The sequence below is a fragment of the Staphylococcus pragensis genome (genome assembly GCF_004785665.1).
GTDB lineage: Bacteria > Bacillota > Bacilli > Staphylococcales > Staphylococcaceae > Staphylococcus > Staphylococcus pragensis.
This window is the reverse complement of record NZ_SRPJ01000001.1, coordinates 147,900-174,157: the sequence shown is the minus strand read 5'-3', so window position 1 is coordinate 174,157 and position 26,258 is coordinate 147,900. Positions and strand designations below refer to the sequence as shown.

Here is a 26,258-nt window from a genome sequence, read left to right as displayed (position 1 = left end):
GTCTTACTTCTCCTTGCTTTGATTACCTTTTCTTAAAATCTCTTCATTCAAGCGTTGGTTAAATTCTTCCGCCGTGTTAATGCCCATAATATTTAAACGGTAGTTCATAGCCGCTACTTCTATTATCACGGCTACGTTTCTACCCGGACGCACTGGGACGGTTTTTTTAGTAATTTCCGTATCGAGAATTTTTAAAGTTTCTTCGTTTAGACCAACGCGATCGTATAATTTATCTTTATTCCAATTTTCTAAATTAATATTTAAACGGATTTGCTTCTCCGTCAAAATAGATCCTGCACCAAACAATGTCATCACATTGATAATACCGAGGCCTCGAATTTCAAGCAAATGTTCAATTAATTTTGGTGGTGTACCAATCAATTCACCCTTAGTAATTTGGCGAATTTCAACATTATCATCGGCTACTAAGCGGTGACCACGTTTCACTAATTCTAACGCTGTTTCACTTTTCCCGATACCAGAATCTCCAGTAATTAATACACCTACACCATATACATCGACTAATACCCCATGCAATGAGGTGCTCTGTGCTAGCTCATGTTCAAGGAACGTAGTTAAACGACTCATCAAACTTGTTGTAGCATCTTTAGAAACAATTAAAGGAGTGTCCATTTCTTGAGATGCTTCGATTAATTCTTGAGGTGGTTCTAATCCTCTTGTCACAATGATAGCTGGTGTTTCTGGACGACATAATTTGCGCATGCGTCCTTGTCGTTCTTCATCTGGCAATAAATTATAGAAAGATAATTCAGTTGTACCTAATAATTGGATTCTGTCTGCCGCATAATGGGAAAAATATCCAGCCATTTCCAATCCAGGGCGTGATATATCTGTATTTTTTATATGTTTATGTAATCCCTTTTCACCAGTAAACAGTTCTAAATTTAATATTTTGACTAATTTCTCTGTCGTTAACATGAGTTCACCTCAAAATTTTCACTTGAATTCATTCATCTACTATCATATCAAAAATGATGTCACTATTAATATAAAAATGTCGTTTAGGCGTTGAATTTGTTTTTTCAATCTCTAAATAAATAAAAAAGCCTCTCCTATTATAAAGATTAGAAGCGTTATTATGATATAGAAGAAACCGATACATACATTCCTTTTCTTCTCTTCACTTCCATCACTTTATATAGGAAAGACTACTTAAATATATTTATTTTCCACTCAATACCTACTGTGTCATATTTATTCGACTGAATCACGTTCAAGCACCGGTTTCAAATATTTACCTGTGTAAGATACTTCAACTTCAGCAATTTCTTCAGGTGTACCGGTAGCTACGATAGTACCGCCACCTTCACCGCCTTCAGGACCTAAATCAATAATATGATCTGCTGTTTTAATTACATCTAAATTATGTTCAATGATGACTACGGTATCGCCATTTTCTACAAGTCGATTTAAAACTTTCAATAATCTACTAATATCATCTACATGTAAGCCAGTTGTTGGTTCATCTAAAATATAAATTGAACGACCAGTTGAACGTTTATGCAGTTCTGATGCTAATTTCACACGTTGGGCTTCCCCACCAGATAGCGTAGTAGCTTGTTGACCTAACGTGATGTAGCCTAAACCTACATCTACGAGTGTTTGTAATTTACGATGTATTTTAGGAATATTTTCAAAGAAATAAGTCGCTTCTTCTACTGTCATTTCTAGTACATCTGCAATATTCTTACCTTTATATGTGACTTCTAAAGTTTCACGATTATATCGTTTACCATCACAAACTTCGCAAGGTACGTATACATCAGGTAAGAAGTGCATTTCAATTTTGATAATTCCGTCACCTTTACAAGCTTCACAACGTCCACCTTTCACATTGAAACTGAAACGTCCTTTTTGGTAACCACGAATTTTAGCTTCATTTGTTTGCGCAAAAACATCGCGGATATCATCAAACACACCAGTATATGTCGCCGGATTTGAACGAGGTGTTCTACCAATTGGAGATTGGTCGATATCTATAATTTTATCTAATTGATCAACACCTTCAATGGCATCATATTCGCCAGGTTTTACTTTAGATTTATTAATTTTTTGAGCTAAAGATTTATAGAGCACTTCATTTACTAATGAACTTTTACCTGAGCCAGATACACCTGTCACAACTGTCATCACAGATAAAGGAATATCTACATCTACGCCTTTTAAGTTATTACTACGTGCACCTTTAATACTAATCTTTCTATCAGTAATTTCGCGACGATGTTCAGGTACGTCAATGCGTTTTTTACCACTTAAATATTGTCCAGTTAATGATTTCTTATCTTTCATAACCTTGGCTGGTGTGCCGCTTGAGACAATCTCACCACCATGGTTACCTGCACCTGGACCAACATCTACAAGATAATCTGCTGCTCTCATAGTATCATCATCATGTTCAACAACAATCAGCGTATTCCCTAAATCACGCATTTCTTTTAAAGTACCAATTAATCTATCATTATCGCGTTGGTGCAATCCGATAGACGGTTCATCTAGTACATAGAGTACACCAGTTAAACGTGAACCAATTTGTGTAGCTAAGCGAATACGTTGGGCTTCCCCGCCTGATAACGTACCTGATGAACGATTTAATGTTAAGTATTCTAAACCAACGTTATTTAAGAAAGATAAGCGAGAAATAATTTCTTTTAGAATTTGGTTCGCAATCGCTCTGTCTTGTTCTGATAACTCGATGTTTTCATAGAATTGTAAAGCATTATTAATAGAATACTCTACAACTTCACCAATATTATAACCACCCACATAAACAGATAATGCTTCTTTGCTCAAACGTTTACCATGACAAGTCTCACATGGCAGTTCTGTCATGTACTTACTCATGACTTCACGTGTGTATTCTGATGGCGATTCATGATAACGACGATCAATGTTAGGTAATACACCTTCAAATTTCATTTTTCTGTGACGTGTACCACCATTACGGCTATGGAATGAGAATTCTATTTGTTTGTCGCCAGAACCATTCATCAAAATATCTTTTTGTCTATCTGTTAATTTTTTATACGGTTTATCCATATTAATTCTATAAACTTCACAGACACGCTTTAATAATGTTGGGTAAAAATCAGAACTTGTTGGTTCCCAAGGTTCAATTGCACCTTCATTTAAACTTTTATTTTGGTCTGGAACGACTAAATCAACATCGACTGTTAAACGTTGACCTAATCCATCGCATGTTGGACAAGCGCCAAATGGGCTATTAAAACTAAACATTCTTGGTTCTAATTCACCTATTGAAAAACCACAAATTGGGCAAGCATGGTTCTCAGAGAATTTAAGGTCTTCTCCATCGATAACATCTACTGTAATGTTACCTTCCGCTAGTTCTAAACCTGTTTCAATAGAATCAGCTAAACGTGATTCTATACCTGCTTTGACAACTAAACGGTCTACTACAACTTCTATTGTATGGTTCTTATTCTTATCTAACTCTGGCACTTCATTCATATCAACGATTTCACCGTCAACACGTAAACGTACATAGCCTTTCTTACCAATATCTTCAATTAATTTCTCATGGCTACCTTTTCTATGAGAAATCACTGGCGCTAAAATTTGAATTTTTGTACGTTCTTCAAGCTCTAAAATGCGATCTACCATTTGTTGGACAGTTTGTGATTCGATTTCAACATTGTGATAAGGACAGTACGCTTTACCTACACGCGCATAAAGTAAACGAATGTAATCATAAATTTCAGTTACAGTTGCCACAGTTGAACGTGGGTTCTTACTTGTCGTTTTTTGATCAATCGAAATGGCTGGAGACAACCCTTCAATTGTATCTACATCTGGTTTGTCCATTTGCCCTAAAAATTGGCGTGCATAGGCACTTAAAGATTCCACATATCGACGTTGACCTTCTGCATAAATCGTATCAAAGGCAAGTGATGATTTACCTGAACCAGATAATCCTGTCATGACAATTAATTTATTTTTAGGAAGTTCAATATCAACATTCTTTAAATTATGTGCTCTCGCACCTTTAACTACGATACTTGGTCCTTTCATTTATCTGTCACCCTTCTGCTTTTAATTCAAATAACATATCTCTCAATTCTGTTGCTCTTTCGAAGTCTAAATCTTTAGCTGCTTTTTTCATTTCTTTTTCTATATTTTCAATCGTTTTTTGACGTTCTTTCTTAGTCATTTTCTTAGGTACTTCTGTTTGTTGTTTATCATTAGTTTCATCATTCTCCACAGTAGCACTAATAACATCATGAATTTTCTTATTAATTGTCTTCGGAGTGATGCCATATTTTTCATTATGAGCCATTTGAATTTCACGACGACGCTGTGTTTCATCAATAGCATATTGCATTGAATCCGTCATCTTGTCGGCATACATAATTACTTCACCTTTATCATTACGCGCAGCACGACCAATCGTTTGGATTAATGAACGGTTAGAACGCAAGAAGCCTTCTTTGTCAGCATCTAAAATAACAACGAGTGATACTTCAGGAATATCAATACCTTCTCTCAGCAAGTTAATACCTACGACAACATCATACGTGCCCATACGTAAGTCACGAATGATTTCAATACGTTCCAGCGTTTTAATTTCTGAGTGTAAGTAGTTAACTTTAATACCCGCTTCTTTCATATATGTTGTTAAATCTTCACTCATTTTTTTAGTTAATGTCGTTACTAAGACACGTTCATCTCTATCAATTCTTTCTTGAATTTCACCTAATAAATCATCAATTTGATTCTTCGTTGGACGTACATCAATCTTAGGATCTAATAAGCCGGTAGGACGAATAATTTGTTCCACCATTTCATCCGTATGTTCAATTTCATATGGACCTGGTGTAGCTGATACATATACTAATTGGTTTGTTTTTTGTTCAAACTCTTCAAATTTAAGTGGACGGTTATCCATAGCGCTCGGTAAACGGAAACCATGATCTACCAACACTTTTTTACGTGCTTGGTCACCATTAAACATTCCTCTAATTTGTGGCAATGTCACATGCGATTCATCGATCATCACTAACCAGTCATCGCCAAAGTAATCTAGTAATGTATACGGTGTAGAACCGGGTGGTCTTAATGTTAAATGAACAGAGTAGTTTTCAATACCTGAACAAAAGCCCATTTCACGCATCATTTCTAAATCATAGTTTGTACGTTGTTCTAAACGTTGCGCTTCTAACAACTTATTCTCATCTTTTAGTTCTTTTAAGCGCTCTTCTAATTCTTTTTCAATACGTTCAATGGCTATTTTCATTTTCTCTTCACGCGTAACGAAGTGAGAAGCTGGGAAAATAGCAAAGTGTTCTCTTTCACGAATAACTTCACCTGTAAGGTAATTCACTTCGCGAATACGATCAATTTCATCACCAAAGAATTCTACTCGTATACACATTTCTTCACGTGAGGCTGGGAAAATTTCAACGACGTCACCACGTACTCTAAACGTACCACGTTGGAAATCAATGTCATTTCTAGAATATTGTACATCGACTAATTTACGTAGCAATTCGCTACGATCCATTTCCATTCCCACACGTACACTAACTACTAAATCCTTATATTCTTCTGGATTCCCTAAACCATAAATACAACTTACACTAGCAATAATGATGACATCATCACGCTCAAATAGTGCGCTTGTAGCAGAGTGACGTAGTTGGTCGATTTCATCATTAATCGATGCGTCTTTCTCGATAAAAGTATCCGTAGAAGGCACATAAGCTTCTGGTTGATAATAATCATAGTAACTTACAAAGTACTCCACTCTGTTTTCCGGGAAGAACTCTTTAAACTCACTGTATAATTGGCCAGCTAATGTTTTATTGTGGGCAATAATTAAAGTTGGTTTCCCAACTTCTTTAATAACATTACTCATGGTGAACGTTTTACCTGTACCGGTAGCGCCGAGTAATGTTTGATGACGTTTACCTTCTTTAACGCCTTCGACAATCTTTTTAATCGCTTGAGGTTGGTCCCCTTGCGGATCAAACTCAGAATTTAATTTAAATGGATAGTGTTCCACCATTCTTACAAGCGCCTCCTCAATTTATGCTTACTACTGTTATTTCCTATTCTTTGAAAAGTATTCTTACTTAAACTTATTTTAGCAAAAATATAAATAAAAATACAAACGTTTGTTCGCTTACGTTTGTATCTTCTCTACTTAATCATTCGAATATATAAAAAGAGATGAGCCTAAAGTCAAAGCATTTTAACCTAGAGGTCCCATCTACCTGTATCAACTCTTTTAAATGTAAAATTAATATAAACCAACTTATGACTAAATTCAATTTATCTGTTTATAAAGTATTAATCTTGATGTTTGTGAAATTCTAACTTGTCTATAATCACATATCCAGCTAATAATGACACTACGTCTATAAAGATAATCCATTCATTATGGAAAAATCCTTTATAAATCGATGTGGCAATTAAGACAAGCGTTACAAGCACACCCACCCATTTACTTCTCGTAATCACACTAAATAATACAACTAACACACATGGAAAAAAGGCGGCTAAAGCATACCAAATCATTTCATTCACCCATTTCTACGATTTAATATGGCCATCGTTGTTTCACGTAATTCAGCTCTTGGTATAAAGTTCTCAGTTAACATTTCTGGGATGACATTATCGATAAAGTCTTGTACTGAACTTAAATGATCGAACTGAATAATGGTTTCTAAACTATTTTCATAAATTTCAAAGAATAACGATTCAGGATTACGCTTTTGAATTTCACCAAACGTTTCATATAGTAAATCAATTTTATCTGCGACTGATAAAATTTGTCCTTCTAAAGAATCATCTTTTCCTTCTTGAAGTCTTTTGCGATAAATATCTTGATACGCTTCCGGGATTTCTTCATTGATAAAAGTGTTCACCATTTCTTCTTCAACCTGTGAGAATAACATTTTCAATTCAGTTCTAGCATATTTGACAGGTGTTTTAATATCTCCAGTAAATACTTCTGCAAAGTCATGGTTCAAAGCTTTCTCATATAAACTCTTCCAATCAATTGTATTACCATGATGCTCTTCAACTGTTGCTAAGTATTGTGCAATTTTAGTTACTTTGAAAGAATGTGCAGCTACATTATGCTCGAAGTATTTAAATTTACCTGGTAATCGAATTAATTTCTCTAAATCAGAAAGTCTTTTAAAATATTGATGAACACCCATATCGCGAAACCTCCATGTTTTATTAAATACAGATTATACTTATTTTTATTATACCAATCAATAATTTGATGAAAAGTGTCAATCTATATTAAATATGGCAAAACTGTGCTTTCTGAATTCAATACAGCACCTAAATAAAAAGCACTATACTTAGCAATTAGTGTTTTGCTAGCATAGTGCTTTCTCATATTTTAATTAATTGATTTAATATCATTTCTTAGTGGATAAAGTTATAACCTGAAGCATTTTTAATTGTACGGTTTGTCACGTTATTGTAATTACCATTCCAGTTCATTTCAGATACATAGAAAGAACCGTCACTATTCACACGTTCAACTACACCTACATGACCATAGTAACCAGCACTAGTTTGGAAAACAGCTCCAACTTCAGGTCTATTGTCTACAGCTAAACCAGCATTTCTAGCAGAATTAGCCCAGTTGCTTGCATTGCCCCAGAAGCTTCCTACTGAACGGCCTAATTGTTGACGACGACCGAATGCATAGTATGTACAGTTACCATAGTAATAACGATTACCTTGGTTGTTTACAGTACTATGACTATAGTTTGAAGCTACAGGTGCGCTTGTTACCCCAACATTATAGTTATGGCTAGTTGTATATCTTGATGGGGCTTCATATCCACTTGAACCATAGTGGTAACTAGTTTGGCGGTTTGTTACGACACCACTTCCTGTATCAACATGGTTATATGAACTAGCTAATTGTGTAGTATTCTGTCCTTGCTCATTAGAAGAAGTTGCATAAAGTTGAGCATAGTCAATAGAAAGATTGTCTAAACTTGCAGCACCTTTCTCAGTAACGGCAATTAAATCACCTGGATGAATAAGTGATGTTAAACCAGGATTTAAATCATATACTTCTTCTAAAGAGATATGATGTGCTTTAGCAATTTTATTTAATGTATCTCCAGCTTTTACTTCAACTACATCTTTATCTGGCACTATTAAAGATGTGCCTTGTTGAACTTCACTTGATTGAATATGATTTAATGATTGAATTTCACTGGCAGTCGTAGCAAATTGATGCGCTAATGTTTCTACTGATGTTGTATCTTCAACAACGTGTGTTTGTTGTGCACTAGCTATGCCATTAATACCAGCAAACGCTGCGATAGATGTCAGTGTTACAGTCAATGATTTTTTTCTCATGTTGTCATTCCTTTGTAGTAATGTATTCTTGTTCATTAATACTGTAGCACAAATTTTTTTGGAAAAGTGTAATGTTAAATCGTTGTAATATAAAGGTTAAATAACACTTCATATTTAATTAAAAACACCTATCTTAGTAATAAATATCTTTGCTAATTACACATAAAACATTCATTTTCAAATTAATTTAATAAGAATATACTTACCTTATTAGGCTTCATTATTATTCATTGAATGCCTCAAGTAAGCTTCAATAAACGGTTGAATTTCACCATCCATCACTGCATCCACTTTACCTGTTTCTTCATTAGTACGATGATCTTTCACCATTGAATATGGATGGAAAACATATGAGCGAATTTGACTTCCCCAACCAATCTCTTTTTGTTCACCACGAATTTCAGCCATTTCACGCTCTTGCTCTTCTAATTTCAATTGATATAATTTGGCTTTCAACATCTTCATCGCTGCTTCACGGTTTTTAATTTGTGAACGCTCATTTTGGTTATTCACAACAATACCTGTTGGATGGTGCGTAATTCGAATGGCAGATTCAGTTTTGTTGATGTGCTGACCACCAGCACCAGATGCTCTAAACGTATCAACCGTAATATCATCCGGGTTAATTTCAATCTCAATTTCATCATTATTAAATTCAGGAATCACATCACATGAAGCAAATGATGTATGACGTCGACCTGATGAATCAAATGGTGAAATTCTGACTAATCGATGTACACCCTTTTCAGCTTTTAAATAACCGTAAGCATTATGACCTTTAATTAATAATGTGACACTCTTAACGCCCGCTTCATCACCCGGTAAATAGTCCACTGTTTCAACTTTGAAACCTTGTTGCTCACCATAACGCTGATACATACGTAGTAACATGCTCGCCCAGTCTTGAGACTCCGTACCGCCTGCACCAGGATGCAATTCAAGAATTGCATTATTTGCATCATGAGGACCATCTAATAACAATTGCAACTCAAATTGGTCGACTTTCTCCTTGAAACCAATGACCTCTTGCTCCAAGTCCTCCTTCATATCCTCATCAAATTCCTCTTGCAACAACTCCCAAGTTGCAGTCATATCTTCGACTTCATTATTCAAATCATGATAACCATTTACCACAGCCTTCAATGCATTATTTTTATCAATAATGTCCTGCGCTTTATTCTGATCATCCCAGAAATTGGGCTCCGTCATCATTTCCTCATACTCTTGAATATTCGTCTCCTTATTCTCTAAGTCAAAGAGACCCCCTAATTTGATCTAAATCATTACTATAATCATCAATATTACGTTTAATTTCAGATAATTCCATTCGTATCTCTCCTATTAATCATTACTATACATTTCTTAATCATACATGATATTTCTCACACTTGTCATTTCTTTTGGAAAAGGCCATCACGTTTAACATTTAAAAGATATTGAAGTCTTACCATGTACACGTAAAATCAAATGTTACAGTACCTTGCCACTATAATAAAAAACAGGAGTGTGAATAGCTTCACATCTCCCATTTTCAGCAATAGCTTTATTATTATTCGTCTTTGCCATGGCAGTTTTTGTATTTCTTGCCACTACCACATGGACAAGGGTCATTACGACCAATCTTATCACCTTTAACCACAGGTTGTTTTTTGGCTTTCTCTTTACCGTCTTCAGCAGATACATGTTGTGCTTTACCAAAGTCAGTTGTTTTTTCACGTTCAATATCATCATCAACTTGAATGATGGATTTAAGAATAAATTTAGATGTATCCTCTTCGATATTTTGCATCATCATATCAAATAATTCATGACCTTCATTTTGATAATCACGAAGCGGATTTTGTTGTGCATATGAACGTAGGTGGATACCTTGACGTAATTGATCCATCGTATCGATGTGATCAGTCCAATGTGTATCAATTGAGCGTAATAAAATCATACGTTCAAATTCAGGCATTTGATCGCCAATTTTTTCTTTTTGGCTTTCATAAGCTTTTTCAATTTTAGCCCATACAACATCAAAGATATCTTCTGAATCCTTACCTTTGATTTCGTCTTCAGTCAAATCGCCTTCTTGTAAGAATACATCATTGACGTAGTTAATAAATGGTGTGTAATCTGGATTATCATCTTCTTCATTAATATGATAATTCACAGCACGTTGTAATGTTGAGCGCAACATTGCCATTACTAATTCAGAACTATTTTCCGAATCAATGATGTTATTACGTTCATTATAGATAATTTCACGTTGCTTACGTAATACTTCATCGTATTCAAGGATACGTTTACGCGCATCAAAGTTATTACCTTCAACACGTTTCTGTGCTGATTCGACAGCACGTGATACCATTTTAGATTCAATTGGCGTTGAATCATCCATACCTAGACGGTTCATCATTTTTTGAAGTCTTTCTGAACCGAAGCGTACCATCAATTCATCTTGAAGTGATAAGTAGAAACGGCTGTCCCCTTTATCACCTTGACGACCAGAACGACCACGTAGCTGATCATCGATACGACGTGATTCATGACGTTCTGTACCAATAACCGCAAGACCTCCGATTTCTTCGACACCTTCACCTAGTTTGATGTCGGTACCACGACCAGCCATATTCGTCGCAATCGTAACTGCACCTTTTTGACCAGCTTTTGCTACGATTTCAGCTTCACGTTCGTGGTTCTTAGCGTTTAATACATCATGACGAATACCGCGCTTTTTCAATAAGTTTGAAATATATTCACTTGTTTCAACCGCTACTGTACCTAATAGCACAGGTTGACCATTTTTATGTTTTTCAACAACGTCTTCTACAACTGCATCAAATTTACCTTTTTGACTAATATAGATTAAATCTGATTTATCTATACGTTGTACAGGTTTATTAGTAGGAATTTGCGTTACTGTCATATTGTAAATATTTCGGAACTCTTCTTCTTCCGTTTTCGCTGTACCTGTCATTCCAGCTAATTTATTGTACATACGGAAGTAGTTCTGGAAAGTAATTGAGGCCATTGTTTTAGATTCATTTTGAATTTTAACGCCTTCTTTGGCTTCAATCGCTTGGTGTAAACCTTCAGAGAAACGACGACCAGGCATCGTACGACCTGTAAATTGGTCTACGATTAATACTTCTCCATCGACTACCATGTAGTCTACGTCACGTTGTAAAGTAACGTGCGCTTTTAATGCTGTATTAATATGACTGATGATTTCTACATTTTGCACATCGTATAAGTTATCAATTTTAAACATACGTTCTGCTTTATCAGCACCTTGTTCTGTTAAGTGTACTGCTTTCGTTTTTTCATCATATTTATAGTCATCTTCAGCTTTTAACATTTTAGCGAAAACGTTAGCTTGAGTATAAAGAGATGTTGATTTTTCAGCTTCCCCTGAAATAATTAGTGGCGTTCTTGCTTCATCAATTAAAATAGAATCGACCTCATCAATGATAGCAAAGTGCAACGGTCTCATAACTCGTTCTTCCGCATAGTTCACCATGTTATCTCTTAAATAGTCAAATCCTAATTCATTATTTGTACTATACGTAATATCTTGCGCATATGCTTCACGTTTTTCAGTGGTTGATTTGCTATTTAAGTTTAAACCAACTGTTAATCCTAAGAATTCATATAGTTCAGCCATTTCTTCACTTTGAACACTAGATAAGTATTCATTGACTGTGATAACGTGCACACCGCGACCAGCTAATGCATTTAAATATGTTGGCATTGTCGCTGTTAATGTTTTACCTTCCCCTGTTCTCATTTCAGCGATATCGCCTTTATGGATAGCGATACCACCCATAACTTGAACTTTATACGGTGACATATTGAACACACGCTTCGCACCTTCACGTACAAGTGCATAAGCTTGTGGTAAAATTTTATCTAAATAATCATTTTGTTTTTTTACATCTTCAATTTCTTGTACTTCTTCTTGGAATTGTTTTGTTTTAGCTTTGATTTCATCATCAGTTAAAATAGCCATATCTTCCTCTAATGCAAGTACTTCATCAGCTATTTTACCTAAACGTTTTGTTTCTTTTTTATTGCCGTCAACAATTTTCGATAAAAATCCCATTACTTCCGCTCCTTTAGCTTAAAAAACTGTTAGGCCTACAACAATTTATCTTATCATTTATACTTTCAAATTTATACTTATATACTCATATAAACCTTAGGCTTAATTGTGTACAACTATTATAAATTACTTTAACTTTCCCTACTAATATTTGTGTTTAATTTCTTTCAATATCAATAACTCATTACTCATTACATTAGCACAGCATGTTCAGAGCGTCCACGAATAACGCTATTATTGAATATTAAAGAGCGCCCACACAATATGGACGCTCTCACTTTTAATTGTCATTCATTATATAGTGCTTATTCTGTTGTTTCAATTAATCCGTATTTACCATCTTTACGTTTATAAACGATGCTTGTGCCTTCAGTTTCGCGATCTGTAAAGATATAAAAGTCATGACCTAATAAGTCCATTTGTAAGACCGCTTCTTCAGAATCCATTGGTTTTAAGCTAAATTGTTTAGAACGGATGATTTCAATCTCATTATCGTTATCTTGATTATTATCCGCTTCTTCAGCTTGAACTGATGGTGTTTCAGGGAGTTCAGTCGCAAAAGCGTCTTGTTCCCCACGTGTTTTGTGTTTACGGTTAACACGTGTTTTATATTTACGAACTTGACGTTCTAATTTGCCAGTTACTAAATCAATACCAGCATATAAGTCATCATGACGTTCTTCCGCTCTTAATGTTACATTTTTTAATGGAATTGTAACTTCAATTTTAGTTGTTGAATTCTGATACGTTTTTACTTTAACGTGTGCTACTGCATTAGGCACATCGTTAAAATAACGTTCAAGTTTACCAATTTTGTCCTCAATATAGTTGCGAATAGCATCTGTAATAGTGAGGTTATCTCCATGAATTTCAAATCTAATCATAGCTATCTCTCCTTTAACCTCTTGTATTGGTAATGCTTACTATTATAATACCACGTTTATCTCATCTTGAAAACGCAAACACTTTGAATTTTCTGACATTTTTGTCACATAATAATTCTCCTGCATGGTGTACAGTTAAGCCAGTAGTATAAATATCATCTACAAGCAAAATGACTTTCCCTGTTAAATCAACCTCTTTATCAATATAAAAAGGGTTAGACGCTTGGGCACGTGCTATCTTTCCTAATCGAGACTGCTTAGGCCGAAGTTGTGTTTTTAATAGATTAGTATAGTGCACCCCCATATAATCTAAAACGGTAGTAACTGGATTAAATGTTCGTTCGGCATCGCGTTCATATGGAGATGGAATGGGAACAATCATATCATATGGCGTTTTAGGGAGTTTAAGTTTGGATGCTAATACTTTCGCTAAATAGTAGTCTCGCATGAATTTATAATTATGAATCACTTCTTTCATAACGCCTGTATATTGATAGTCACAATATAATTGAGACATTAAGGTAAACGTCTTTTCCAAAAATTGGCAATCAAGGCATACGTCACTGTTTGGAGTTTGCCTATTTAAACATCTAGGGCAACGGTGAGCTATTAAATCTAAAGTAACTGCTTCCCACTGTTGCTGGCAAGCATGGCAGAATGGTTCACGCGGACGATAGAAATTAAAAACAGTCAAGGTTTCCCGGATGGGTTGTAAACACTGAATACATCTATGCATTGATCCAACCTCTCGCTTTGCCTAGTTTGTTCATCTGTTTGATATCGCGTTTGGCCTGAATCATTGCTAGACTTACTCCTTCATGTAGAAATAATACTGTTCCTGTAGGTGCCTCTTGTTTCCGTCCTACTCTTCCTGCTATTTGTACTAGGGCTGCCTTTTCAAATGTATCAGCGTTAATCACAATGACGTCTAGCTGCGCCATCGTAAACCCTCTTTCTAAGATGGTGGTAGTAAATACGATAGTGTGTTCACCTCGACGCAATGCTTCGACTTTGTCAAAACGTAAAGCATCTTCACTCGATACACATATTAAATCAGGAAAGAAATAATGATAAGAGTCATATGCTTTAAGCATTAGTTCAATATTATTGAAGAATACTAAAGTAAAACGTTGCGCGCTCACTTGTTTTAATAATAATGTTTTCAGTTTATATTGTGCGCGAGAAGGCTTTAATTTAAAGTAACGAAATATTGGTTCGGGTAATGGATGTCTGTGAAAACGGGCGGGCAGTTTTAGAATATGGTCCATTTGGATTTGATGTAATAAATGTTTAGGAGGCGTAGCTGTCATAAAGATATGGCTATGCTTCGTTTTAGAGGCAAGAGCTATCGCTCCTTGTAATTGAACATCCATAGAGAGAGGAAATGCATCGACTTCATCAATAAATATGACATCGAAATGGCTTTTAAAACGAAAGAGTTGATGCACGGTGGCAATGATAAAGTGCGCATTGTATTGTTGGTAGCTTGATTGGTGTAATACATCAATGTCTTCATGAATAAATGCTTCCTTAATGCGCTTACTAATCTCAATCACCACATCGACACGTGGTGAAATGACCGCAACATTTAAACCTAATTGCCGTGCCACGCTTATTCCTTCAAACATCATTTCAGTTTTACCAGCGCCTGTGACTGCATATAATAATAAATTTTTGCCTTGATTGATTGCTTCAATAATTTGAGTTGACGCATAGCTTTGTTGTTCTGATAGTTGGAATGGCAACTCATAATAACCTTCCGAGACCTTGCCCACGCTCTCAGTTATTCTATAATTGGTGATATTGTCCATTCTTCCTAATTGAATACAACGACGACAGTAAATAATTTCTTTCTGAAAAATGGTTGAAGTATACTGACAGAAATAAATTTTATCTTCGTTGCCACATTGCATACAACGATGCCCCGCTGTCTTTTCAATAACACCTGGTGTAGTTAATTTCACTTGTTCATCGCTTAATACTATATGTGGGAATATTAACTTTCCATAATATTTTATAGTTCATCACGCCCTTTTCAAAAATAAAAAAAGCCTAAAGATAAGTGGGAGTGATCACTTTTTCAACTCTCATTGCTTATCTCTAGACTTAACTACTTAATTAATTTCGATTTTTCTAGGGAAGTATCCTAATCCTAATCCACCTGAACCTAAGTGGGAAGCAATCACGGGTCCAAATTCAGAGTATTGGATATTAATATCAGGATATGTTTCTTGTAAATGATGATAAAATGCGCGACCTTCATCTGTTTTATCACCATCAATGACAAATACGGTCACATCTTCAATATCTTTAATAAGATCAAAAATATTCTTCTCTAAAGTATTGAATGCACGTTTTTTTGTACGTACTTTTTCAAATGGATGAATTTTACCATCTTCTTCAAAGCGTAGCACAGGTTTCATTTTTAATAATGTACCTACCCAAGCTTGTGCACCTGTAATACGACCACTTTTTTGAAGATTTTTCAAGTCATCTACGATAAGGTACGCGCCTGCTTGTTCTCTCGCTTCTGTTAATTCTTCAATGATGATTTCTGGTGTGAATCCTTTCTCAACGAGGTCCATCGCATACATTGTGTAGCTACCTTCAATCATTGCAGCTAATTTACTATCAAATGTGTGAACGTTCACGCCCTCAACCATTTCGCCTGCTTGAGTCGCAGATTGATAGCTACCACTAATACCGCTTGATAAAGTAATAACGATAATATCCGTATATCCTTTATCACGCAAGTGTTCGTAATTTTCAATCCATTCGCCGATAGCTGGCTGACTCGTCGTCGGGAAAGTTTTAGATGAAGCCATTTTTTCGTAAAAGTGTTTAATTGGAACACCATCATTCTCAGTAAATGTTTCTCCATCATCAAATGCAACACTTAACGGTGCAATAGGCATTTGATATTTATCCATGAATGCTTGTGGTAGATAGCCAGTTGAATCTGCCATAACTGCAATTTTCATAGTAGTCCTCCTCAATTATACTCATCGCTATTATAAATTATTTTAATTAAAAAAGAAATTCATAATCATATATTTATTCATTCGAAAATTAGCGTGTATAATAAAAGACATATGAAATTTTATAATATGAAGAGGTGAAATTTTGAGCAACCCTATTATTACGATTAAACAAGAACACTCCATTGAAAATGTTATTAATAAATCTCGCTTTATCGCTCACATTAAACCAGTATCAACCGAAGATGAGGCAAAAGCTTTCATCCAAGAAATAAAGCAAACCCATAAAGAAGCGACACATAATTGTTCTGCCTATACAGTTGGTGATCAAATGAACATTCAAAAAGCGAATGATGATGGCGAACCTAGTGGGACTGCTGGTGTGCCTATGCTTGAAATTCTAAAAAAGTTAGATGTACATAATGTTTGTGTCGTGGTAACACGCTATTTTGGAGGAATTAAACTAGGTGGCGGTGGACTTATCCGTGCTTATAGTGGTGCCGTGAGAGACGTTATTTATGATATTGGTCGGGTTGAATTACGAGATGCTATCCCTACTATTGTAACGATTAGTTATGATTTAACTGGTAAATTTGAATACGAACTCGCTGCGACATCTTATTTATTAAGAGATCAAACTTACACAGATAAAGTGAGCTATCATATCGATGTTGTACAAACCGAGTATGATGCATTCATAGAATTCTTAAACCGTAACACTGCAGGTAATTATGATTTACATGAAGAAGAACCTAAAAAATTGCCATTTGATATCCCTACTAATTAAGACTTTAGCATTTATAATATTAAAAACCTTGTATAAGTTGAGTATTAAAAACATACTCGCCTCATACAAGGTCTTATTTTTTATCTGTTGTATCGTGAGCGTGGTGGTGCTCATTTTTCTTAGAAATCAAATTAATAATTGGCTTGTAATTATCATCTATCAATCCTGTAAATTCTACTATGAGTTCTATCGTAATCAGAATGAGAACGAACATGAGTAATACACCTAGTGGTTGAGATAAGTAGAGAATGATACTTGATAAGCTAAACATGATCGCAATTGAATAAATGAGTAAAACTGTTTGACGATGAGAATAGCCTAATGCTAGGAGTTTATGGTGTAAATGCGATTTATCTGCTTGCATAATGTGTTGACCGTTTCGCATTCTTCGTATCATAGCGAATAGTGTATCAATAAATGGTACCGCAAGAATAACGATTGGGAAGAACAATGAAATAAACGTAATGTTTTTAAAGCCGAGTAATGATAAAAAGCCTATGATAAAGCCTATCATTAAAGCGCCACTATCCCCTAAAAAGATCTTTGCAGGATGGAAGTTGAAACATAGGAATCCTAACAACGAACCTATTAATACACTACATATCATAATGATAAAAATATTTGCCTGTAAAATGGCAATAAACGCAATTGTAATTAAGCCAATAGCTGATACGCCAGAAGCTAATCCATCGAGTCCATCTATTAAATTTATTGCATTAGTAATTGCCACAATCCAAATAATCGTAATTGGGATACTTAAAATACCAAAATGAATCGTCGGTCCCATCGGAAAAGAAATAAAATCTATCGTAATACCGTAAATCACAACAATAGACGCAGCAATTATTTGTCCAATTAACTTGAGTATCGGTTTCAAATCATAAATATCATCAATTAAACCTACTAAGTACATCACAATTGCACCTAGGACTAAAGGCTTCACTTCTCTTTCAATTGGATTGCCTAGCCATATTCCAATAAGAAAGGAAAGTAAAATTACGGTGCCGCCTAACACAGAAACAGGCTTTGTATGTACTTTTCTATAATTAGGTTTATCAACTAAGCCAAACCTAGTTGAGACCCTAATTATGATAGGTGTGAGTATCAGACTGATGACCATTGTTACAGCAATGAGTAGTAAAGTATACATCAGTTCACCTTCATTAAATTATTCCTCTAATTTTTTCACATTTGCATTTTTCTTATTTACATTATTTTAAACGATATGTCTTATCTTTATATTGGACTATAGTAGGAAATTTCTCGTTACTTTTCTCTTTAAAACGATTCCATTATCTATAAAATCATCGTATTATCATGAATTTAATCATCATTATTATACTTTATTTTGAAAAGATTTTACTTTAAATAAGCGTAATGTAAATTTTTTGTAAAGATAAGTTATTTTTTCTATCATACCATTTCATTTATTGTTTGAACATGAAAGACCATTGAACTCAATTATTTTCTAACAATATAAGCTACTTCTTAATGACAAATAGTAAGTTTTCACTTACAATAACTAATGGTTAAATTAAAGGAGTCGATTTCCATATGCTTGAAGCAATCATTTATAATATTGCGGTCATGGTTGCGGGTATTTATCTTTTTCATCGGTTACAATACTCCGAAAATAAAATCATGGTCTTCTCAAAAGGCTATGTCACTGTCTTAATGACGCTAGTAGCTTTATTACTAGCTGCCTACCCTATTCCATTTCACCATGAATATTTAATCCATTTAACATTTGTGCCGTTACTATTTCTTGGACGTTATACCAATATAGGTTATACCCTCATCGCGGCAATTATCATTGCCTTAGTTGATGTCTTTACCTTTGGAAATTCTATTTTATACGGTGTCGTTTTAATTGTTATTGGACTTATTTCAAGTATGGTAGGACCATTTTTAAAGCAAAACGATATTATTTCTCTGATAATCTTAAATTTGATTAGCGTCATTATTTTATTAATTTTATCTATTTTCAGTCCTTTATATGATTTGATAGAAGTAGCTGTATTAATTCCAATTTCATTTGTCTTAACTATCGCCTCTGCTATCACATTTGTTGATATTTGGCATTTCTTCTCATTAGTTACGCGTTATGAAAATGAAGACAAATATGATTACCTTACAGGTTTAGGAAATGTAAAAGAGTTTGATAGACATTTAAATAAAATCTCGCAATTAGCAGAAGATAATAACGAAAGTCTTGCCTTACTTCTTATTGATATTGATGGATTTAAAGATGTGAATGATACTTATTCACATAAAGCAGGTGACGCTGTCTTGAAACAAATGTCACAGTTATTGAAAAATTATGTGCCAAGACAGTTTAAAATTTTCCGAAATGGTGGCGAAGAATTTTCAGTAGTTATTCGTAATTATTCACTAGATCAAAGTGTTAAATTAGCTGAAAATATTCGTACAGGTGTGGAAAAATCATCGTTCCATTTACCTAATAGAGAAGTCATTAAACTTTCCGTGTCGATTGGTGTAGGCTACTTATCTAAAGAAGATCATAAATCTCAACGTAAAGTATTTAAAGATGCTGATGATATGGTCCACGTGGCTAAGAATGAAGGCCGTAATCAAGTAATGTTTAATCCTATTATTAAATTATAGGGGTAATATTGACTGTCAATATGCTATTTATCATATCGCTGTGTTTCAGTCGATTGGAGTAAATAGTGATTGACAGTTTTTTATTTATTATTTTTAAAAGAAAGAATGACGTTTTCATGTCAATTGTAACTAATCGTTTAAGAAAATGTGTGATTAAACTCGGAGCTATTGCAAGTTATAACTTCAAGTTGTACACTTCAAATTGCCCTAACAAAAAAAATTAATTTATCTAATTATACGGAGGTGCCTTTTATGTCAGATTCAATCACTATTATCGATGAAAATAAAGTGATTGATGTGGTGTTAATAGCTGGAAGGATTTTGCTAGAAGCTGGCGCTGAAACATACCGCGTAGAAGATACAATGAATCGTATCGCTCATAGTTACGGCTTAAATGATACATACAGTTTCGTAACTTCCACAGCTATTATTTTTTCACTTAATGATCGAACAAACACACGTTTGATTCGAATTAGAGAACGCACGACAGATTTAGAGAAAATTGCGCTTACAAATAGCCTCTCACGAAAAATCTCTAGAAATGAATTAACCATTGATGAAGCTAAATCGGAGCTTATTCATTTAAGTCACGCTTCATTACAATATTCATTTTTATTAAACTTTTTTGCTGCTACGATTGCATGTGGCTTCTTCTTATTCATGTTTGGTGGTGTAGCATCAGATTGTTGGATCGCTTCACTCGCAGGTGGTGCTGCCTTTTTAACTTTCAGTTTGGTGCAACGTTTTATACAGATTAAGTTCTTTTCAGAGTTTGTAGCTTCAGCTATAGTTATTTCTATTGCTGCTACGTTTACTCAATTAGGAATCGCTACAAATCAGAATATCATCACTATCTCAAGTGTGATGCCGTTAGTTCCGGGTATTTTAATTTGTAACGCTATTCGAGATTTAATGGCAGGAGAACTCCTTGCCGGTATGTCACGTGGTGTTGAAGCGGCCCTTACATCATTTGCAATTGGTGCCGGTGTAGCCATCGTTTTATTAATCATATAAGAAAGGCTGTTAATAAATGTTATTTTATTTGTTTCATTTTACAATTAGTTTCATTTCTACAGTGCTTTTTTCCATCATCTTCAACGCGCCTAAGAGATTACTGCTTGCCTGTGGTTTCGTAGGTGCCGTAGCTTGGACAATTTATCAATACACTGTAGATATGGACTTAGGAAAAGTAGGCGCCTCTTTCCTTGGTAGTTTAATATTAGGCTTACTAAGTCACGTTATGAGTCGCCGCTATAAACGTCCAGTTATCATCTTTATCGTGCCAGGAATTATCCCCCTAGTACCTGGAGGAACAGCATACGAAGCAACACGTTTTTTAGTCTCAAATGATTATACACAAGCTGTAAATACATTTTTAGAAGTGACACTTATTTCAGGTTCAATTGCTTTTGGTATTTTAGTAGCAGAGATTCTCTATTACATTTATACACGCTTTAAACAGTTTTATGATAAAATCAAGGGTAAAACATACAAAAAAATTTACGATATGAATAATAGAGTCTAAGGGGATGTCTAGCTATGAAAGAACAAATTATAGACAGATTATCACGTTATGTAAAAATCGATACACAATCTAATCCAGATTCAGAAACGACGCCTTCAACAGAAAAACAATGGGATTTATTACGTTTATTAAAACAAGAACTTGAAGCATTTGGATTATCTACAGATATGGATGACAATGGTTATTTATTTGCTACGTTAGAAAGTAATATTGAAGAAGACGTGCCAACAGTCGGTTTCTTAGCCCATGTAGATACATCACCAGATTTTAATGCTACTGACGTAAACCCTCAAATCGTTGAGTCTTACGATGGTAAACCTATTCAATTAGGTAATACAAGTCGCGTGTTAAGCCAAGAAACTTTTCCTGAATTAAAAAAGCTTAAAGGTCATACATTAATGATTACAGATGGTACGTCATTATTAGGTGCCGATGACAAAGCTGGCGTCGTGGAAATTATGGAAGCAGTGAAATATTTGAACAACCACCCAGAAGTGAAACACGGACGCATTCGCATTGCATTTACACCAGACGAAGAAATTGGACGTGGTCCTCATAAATTTGACGTGGAACGCTTTAATGCCGATTTCGCTTATACAATGGATGGTAGTGAATTTGGCGAACTTCAATTTGAAAGTTTTAACGCCGCTGAAGCGAAAATTACAACACATGGTGTAAATGTCCATCCTGGTTCTGCTAAGAATATTATGGTTAATGCCCTTTCATTAGGCCATCAATTCCATAGTTTATTACCAGCTAGTGAAGTGCCTGAACGTACAGAAGGTTATGAGGGTTTCTATCATTTAATGAAATTTGACGGTAATGTTGAAAAAGCGACGCTTCAATATATCATTCGCGATCACGATAGAGAAGCGTTTGAATTACGTAAGAAAAAACTTCTAGAAATTCGTGATGATATTAATTCACATTATGAAGATTTCCCAGTAAAAGTGGACATTGAAGATCAGTATTATAATATGGCTGAAAAAATTGAACCACATCCTTATATTATAGATATTCCTAAAAAAGTGTTCGCAGATTTAAATATCGATCCTAATACTGAACCTATTCGTGGTGGTACTGATGGTTCACAACTTTCATTTATGGGACTTCCGACTCCTAATATCTTCACTGGTTGTGGCAACTTCCATGGTCCGTTCGAGTATGCATCTATTGATGTAATGGAAAAAGCTGTACAAGCGATTATTGGTATCGCTCAAGAAGTCACAAACTATAAAAAATAAGATATTGCAAATATATTAAAAGGCAAACCTTATCGTTGTGGGTATCTCCACCCAGACAACTTAGGTTTGCCTTATTTGTTATATATTAAATTATAGTTTATCTAAACTCGTTTTTAATAGTCGTAATGCTTGAACTGTATAGTGTCTAATTTGAATACCCATTTTAAAATCAGTGTAACTTTTAGGCATTTCAATAAATGTGTTAAACATAGCTGTGACATGATGTTTATCAAAAACATCGAATTTATCATCCGTTGCACAAATGGCAATGGCAGGTTTATGATGCTTCTCCGTTAACTCTGCAATTCTTAGTGTTGTCGTTTCTAAAAGGCTATCTTCTTCTTTTAAACCTTCCCCAAAAATAATCAAATCTGCTTGAGAAATTAAATCGTCTAAATGGGTAAGTTGATCTACTAATTCGTGACTAGTTAAAATTTCAGCACCATATAGTCCACTTAACACTGCTGCAATACCACCGCCGGCACCGCCTCGCTCAATAGGACCTAAAGCTACGTGTAATTCATTTTTAACTATTTCACTAAAATACCAAATTAAATTATCTAATTCTTTCGCTTTATCCAGACTAATGTGATGTGTATCTAATGTCTTCATTATTTCACTATTCTTGCCATATAATTTACTTGAGAAATCTGACATTAATTGAATTTTAGCATTACTAAATTCAGTCATTATTCCAGATAAATCAATATGTCGAATAAATTTAATAATGCGAGCACCTTCACGTGCATCTAGCAAATTATTCTCATCATCATAGAATTTACCGCCTAAAGCTTGTAGCATGCCAATACCGCCATCAAAGCTATCAATACCGCCAAGAGAAATAACAATATTATCAGCACCGTTTTTTAACGCGTCGATAATAATTTCTCCTAAACCAAAGCTTGAACGTTGCTCAATAGGTTGATGTCCTTTTAAAAATAAATTTCCTTCAATGACAGTTAAACCGTCTTCCGTCTGACCATACACCGCTTCAACTTCGTTCATATCTGCGTCATGCACATTTACTCTATATTTAGTCCCAGATTGCCACAAGAATACAGAATCTATTAATTCGTGGCGTCCATTAAATAATGGCACTTGGACAACATCAGCTTTTTCAATTTGACTTGCTACTGCTTCTTCTACATAGCGGTTCGCTTGATAACTCGAAATAATACCATTGAACTCGTCCATGGCTACTAATACTTTCATCCTTTAATCACCTCTTGCCACTTTTCCTATTATCTGAAAATAATATACACTTTATTATTTTAACTTCACTTTCACATTATACATGTGTTGCCTTCACTTTTACTAATGAAACAAAATGAAATGCTTTAATACATTTGAAAATTTTATGTAGATAATGAGTAACATTACGTAACTCTTAATTGAAAGTAAGTGTTTTCACACTTGCGTAAAGCGTTCTAAGATAGATTACGAAGTGGAGTTGTGTAGACTCCTAGGGGAGCAGTGCTAGTCGAAGACTACAGGCTGAGACAGCACCCCTGGAAAGCGAAACAACTTAAACGAGTAAATACCTATCTAAGAACTACTTTACATGACCAAGGCTCGTTCTCATAAACTAGCGAGCCAACAACACGAAAAATTGCAAATAAAAAAGCCAGTAAATGAAATTATAAAAAATCATTTACTGGCTTTTTACCTAGGAATAATATCCCCAAAAAAATTTGTATTTAGTTTATATTACTCTTCAGCTTGAGCTAACGAAGATACATTGATATCACTATGACTTGCATTCCATGTAGCTTCCCCTTCTACAAAGTAGAATGCTTGGGGAGATTCATGTTTTACATTCGTTTTGTCAGCAATATAATCAGAAAGCTTTCTTTCTTCTTGGACAACTAAATAATAGCCATCCATGTCTCTTTCATATAAAAACTTATTAAATTGATCAAATGCATCTGCTGAGATTGGACAAGTATCACTATGTTTTAATACAAATACATATTTATTTTCTTCTAGTACTTGTTCAAACTGGTCAATCGAACTCAGCTTTATAGCCATTCTATTCACCTCTAAAATTATTTATGCCCATATTCCTATTATTTATAATCATTATAAACTACTCAATGGGTACAATTATACACATTTCATTCTCTATTGTTAACCAAAAATTTTAATTTTTTAATATAAGATTTTAAAGATTATAAGCACATAATAACGTTTATAATCTCATATTTCCAATGTTATTTTTCTTTTATACGCTTGAATGCTTTTTCAAAATCATTGTTTTGTTTATTTAACTCTTTACCCATTTTCGGCAACTTTTCAACATCTATTTTAGAAAGTTTTTTCTCTATTTCAATTGTTTTTTCACGCGTATCATAATAGTTTAACAGATTGTAGTACATCTCAATGGCATTTTTGCGCGCTTCATTAACATTACTATCTGTAATATTAGTTTGATTAAGATCAGTTATTTGTTTTTCAATTAATGGCTTAATGTGTTTTTCGATGGCTTGCTTTGAATCAAACTTGTCATTTTCTAAATATTTTTGTGCTGTTTGTTGCAATTGTTTATTATTATATTCAATTTTAGTAGTTAATTGATTTGCGTCATCTTGATTGCTAGATTTTTTAATAGCTGTTTCTACTTGAGAACGATTCGTTTCAAATGATTTCGTATAATCTAATATATTCTCATTGGCATTAATTGACTGATTACATAAATCGACAAACGTTTTTATATCATTAATTCCTTTTCTTTCTTGGCTAACATTATTTAAATATTTCTGCTTTAAATCTTTTATTTCAGAAGTTTTAGCTGGTAATTGCTTAGCTTCTTTATCATATTTTTTAAATGTAGGCACTAAATGGTTATTAATGTCTTTTTGTAGCACTTTAAATTCTTGTTTATTTTTATCGGTAATATCTGTTTTACTTAATTCATTAAGTTTTGTTAAATGAATTTTATCCATGACTGTTTCAACATCTTTTTTCTTTTCTTCAACTTTATCTAAATGATGAGTAAAGTTTTTTAAATCTGCGTTATGTTGCGTTCCACATGACGATAGAACTACTCCAAATATTATGATTATCGAAAGAATTGCTATTTTTTTCATATCTGCACTCCTATCACCACGTATTATACCTAAAGCTATTTATATTGAAAATTATTTATGTTATAGTATTCCAGAATTTGCAAAATAATTACTCATTTGAAGGAGATTCTCATGTATTCAACCGTCCAACCATTTGTCGACAATTCATCTAAACAATATTATGAAGCACTATATCAGGATACTAAAAAATTACTCTTTGATTTATTAGATTCTCCAGTTCAGTTTACCCAACATATTGGTGGAACAAAGCATTTTAATTATGCTACTGAACCCATATTAGATATTTTAGTCGGCGTTAATAATTTACATGACATTACTTCTTTAGATGAAAAACGATTGAATTACGTAGGATTTTATCGTTTGCATCATCCATACAAGAAAAAAGTAATGATGGCTCACTTCAATAATATGATTGATTTAAAACAAACGATACGCCTTCATATTGTTCAAATGAATACATCTTTATTTGAACAATATTTAGCTGTAGATGAGGCACTCGCTTCAAAGCAAGACTTGGCGCTTCAATTTTCAGAAAAAAAGAAAGCTATGATTCAACACGTCAATCATATAAGAACTTATGAAAATCAAAAACAAAAATACTTCGAAAATTTATACAAAAAACTATAAAATTGAAAAAATTACAAAATATTATCCGAATGCCATTTAAAA

General features: G+C 34.2%; 22 protein-coding genes. 6 read left to right on the top strand and 16 right to left on the bottom strand.

The window, feature by feature from the left end:
* Window positions 1–3: 3 nt before the first annotated feature.
* The 12 genes from hprK to fakB1 form a co-directional block, all read right to left on the bottom strand.
* Window positions 4–939, bottom strand: coding sequence for an HPr(Ser) kinase/phosphatase (gene hprK / locus E2558_RS00840; protein WP_103298322.1), 936 nt, complete (start codon window positions 937–939; stop codon window positions 4–6).
* A 276-nt stretch (window positions 940–1,215) separates the two neighbouring features.
* Window positions 1,216–4,050, bottom strand: a complete 2,835-nt coding sequence (gene uvrA, locus E2558_RS00835) for an excinuclease ABC subunit UvrA (RefSeq protein ID WP_126565117.1) — start codon at window positions 4,048–4,050, stop codon at window positions 1,216–1,218.
* A gap of 7 nt (window positions 4,051–4,057) precedes the next feature.
* Window positions 4,058–6,043, bottom strand: a complete 1,986-nt coding sequence (uvrB, locus tag E2558_RS00830; RefSeq protein ID WP_126565116.1) for an excinuclease ABC subunit UvrB — start codon at window positions 6,041–6,043, stop codon at window positions 4,058–4,060.
* Window positions 6,044–6,327: 284 nt separating this feature from the next.
* Window positions 6,328–6,555: a CsbA family protein gene (locus E2558_RS00825; RefSeq protein ID WP_126565115.1), complete on the bottom strand. Its 228-nt coding sequence runs from the start codon at window positions 6,553–6,555 to the stop codon at window positions 6,328–6,330.
* Between the two features lie 5 nt (window positions 6,556–6,560).
* The gene (locus E2558_RS00820; RefSeq protein ID WP_103298326.1) at window positions 6,561–7,202 is read right to left on the bottom strand and encodes a YfbR-like 5'-deoxynucleotidase; all 642 of its coding nucleotides are present in this window, start codon (window positions 7,200–7,202) and stop codon (window positions 6,561–6,563) included.
* A 217-nt stretch (window positions 7,203–7,419) separates the two neighbouring features.
* The gene (locus E2558_RS00815) at window positions 7,420–8,373 is read right to left on the bottom strand and encodes a COG3942 and LysM peptidoglycan-binding domain-containing protein (protein WP_126565114.1); all 954 of its coding nucleotides are present in this window, start codon (window positions 8,371–8,373) and stop codon (window positions 7,420–7,422) included.
* Between the two features lie 210 nt (window positions 8,374–8,583).
* A protein-coding gene (gene prfB, locus E2558_RS00810; RefSeq protein ID WP_126565113.1) for a peptide chain release factor 2 occupies window positions 8,584–9,700 on the bottom strand; the annotation gives its coding sequence in 2 pieces (ribosomal slippage) (window positions 8,584–9,627 and window positions 9,629–9,700; 1,116 coding nt in all).
* A 222-nt stretch (window positions 9,701–9,922) separates the two neighbouring features.
* Entirely contained in the window at window positions 9,923–12,460 is a 2,538-nt protein-coding gene (gene secA / locus E2558_RS00805; RefSeq protein WP_126565112.1) for a preprotein translocase subunit SecA, read from the bottom strand.
* Between the two features lie 305 nt (window positions 12,461–12,765).
* Window positions 12,766–13,344 (bottom strand): ribosome hibernation-promoting factor, HPF/YfiA family, encoded by a 579-nt coding sequence (gene hpf, locus E2558_RS00800; protein WP_126565111.1) that lies wholly within the window; start codon window positions 13,342–13,344, stop codon window positions 12,766–12,768.
* 61 nt (window positions 13,345–13,405) lie between these two features.
* Window positions 13,406–14,080: a ComF family protein gene (locus E2558_RS00795; RefSeq protein ID WP_126565110.1), complete on the bottom strand. Its 675-nt coding sequence runs from the start codon at window positions 14,078–14,080 to the stop codon at window positions 13,406–13,408.
* Window positions 14,073–15,329 (bottom strand): DEAD/DEAH box helicase family protein, encoded by a 1,257-nt coding sequence (locus E2558_RS00790; RefSeq protein ID WP_168210216.1) that lies wholly within the window; start codon window positions 15,327–15,329, stop codon window positions 14,073–14,075. Before E2558_RS00790 ends, E2558_RS00795 begins: the two co-directional genes overlap by 8 nt.
* A 129-nt stretch (window positions 15,330–15,458) precedes the next feature.
* Window positions 15,459–16,325 carry a fatty acid kinase binding subunit FakB1 gene (fakB1, locus tag E2558_RS00785; protein WP_126565109.1) on the bottom strand — a complete coding sequence of 289 codons (867 nt, stop codon included), beginning with the start codon at window positions 16,323–16,325 and terminating at the stop codon, window positions 15,459–15,461.
* Between the two features lie 142 nt (window positions 16,326–16,467).
* Here fakB1 and E2558_RS00780 point away from each other — a divergent pair, with 142 nt between their 5' ends.
* A complete protein-coding gene (locus E2558_RS00780; protein WP_126565108.1) occupies window positions 16,468–17,109 on the top strand; it encodes a YigZ family protein in 642 nt (213 codons plus the stop codon).
* Window positions 17,110–17,182: 73 nt separating this feature from the next.
* Here the strand turns inward: E2558_RS00780 and E2558_RS00775 are convergent, their stop codons facing one another.
* The gene (locus tag E2558_RS00775; protein ID WP_126565107.1) at window positions 17,183–18,259 is read right to left on the bottom strand and encodes a glycosyltransferase family 4 protein; all 1,077 of its coding nucleotides are present in this window, start codon (window positions 18,257–18,259) and stop codon (window positions 17,183–17,185) included.
* 404 nt (window positions 18,260–18,663) lie between these two features.
* Between E2558_RS00775 and gdpS the strand changes: the two genes are divergently transcribed.
* The 4 genes from gdpS to pepT all read left to right on the top strand — a co-directional run bounded on the left by gdpS (window position 18,664) and on the right by pepT (window position 22,503).
* Complete coding sequence (gene gdpS, locus E2558_RS00770) at window positions 18,664–19,734, top strand: GGDEF domain-containing protein GdpS (RefSeq protein WP_126565106.1); 1,071 nt, start codon at window positions 18,664–18,666, stop codon at window positions 19,732–19,734.
* A 252-nt stretch (window positions 19,735–19,986) separates the two neighbouring features.
* Window positions 19,987–20,748 carry a threonine/serine exporter family protein gene (locus tag E2558_RS00765; RefSeq protein ID WP_126565105.1) on the top strand — a complete coding sequence of 254 codons (762 nt, stop codon included), beginning with the start codon at window positions 19,987–19,989 and terminating at the stop codon, window positions 20,746–20,748.
* A gap of 16 nt (window positions 20,749–20,764) precedes the next feature.
* On the top strand, window positions 20,765–21,259 hold the full coding sequence (locus E2558_RS00760; RefSeq protein ID WP_126565104.1) for a threonine/serine exporter family protein: 495 nt from the start codon (window positions 20,765–20,767) through the stop codon (window positions 21,257–21,259).
* A 14-nt stretch (window positions 21,260–21,273) separates the two neighbouring features.
* Window positions 21,274–22,503, top strand: coding sequence for a peptidase T (gene pepT / locus E2558_RS00755; RefSeq protein WP_126565103.1), 1,230 nt, complete (start codon window positions 21,274–21,276; stop codon window positions 22,501–22,503).
* 90 nt (window positions 22,504–22,593) lie between these two features.
* Here the strand turns inward: pepT and E2558_RS00750 are convergent, their stop codons facing one another.
* The 3 genes from E2558_RS00750 to E2558_RS00740 all read right to left on the bottom strand — a co-directional run bounded on the left by E2558_RS00750 (window position 22,594) and on the right by E2558_RS00740 (window position 25,589).
* Window positions 22,594–23,715, bottom strand: coding sequence for a glycerate kinase (locus tag E2558_RS00750; protein WP_126565102.1), 1,122 nt, complete (start codon window positions 23,713–23,715; stop codon window positions 22,594–22,596).
* Window positions 23,716–24,210: 495 nt separating this feature from the next.
* A complete protein-coding gene (gene ytxJ, locus E2558_RS00745) occupies window positions 24,211–24,531 on the bottom strand; it encodes a bacillithiol system redox-active protein YtxJ (RefSeq protein WP_126565101.1) in 321 nt (106 codons plus the stop codon).
* 182 nt (window positions 24,532–24,713) lie between these two features.
* Window positions 24,714–25,589 (bottom strand): EMYY motif lipoprotein, encoded by an 876-nt coding sequence (locus E2558_RS00740; RefSeq protein ID WP_126565100.1) that lies wholly within the window; start codon window positions 25,587–25,589, stop codon window positions 24,714–24,716.
* 111 nt (window positions 25,590–25,700) lie between these two features.
* Between E2558_RS00740 and E2558_RS00735 the strand changes: the two genes are divergently transcribed.
* Window positions 25,701–26,216 (top strand): GrpB family protein, encoded by a 516-nt coding sequence (locus E2558_RS00735; RefSeq protein WP_126565099.1) that lies wholly within the window; start codon window positions 25,701–25,703, stop codon window positions 26,214–26,216.
* Window positions 26,217–26,258 lie beyond the last annotated feature (42 nt).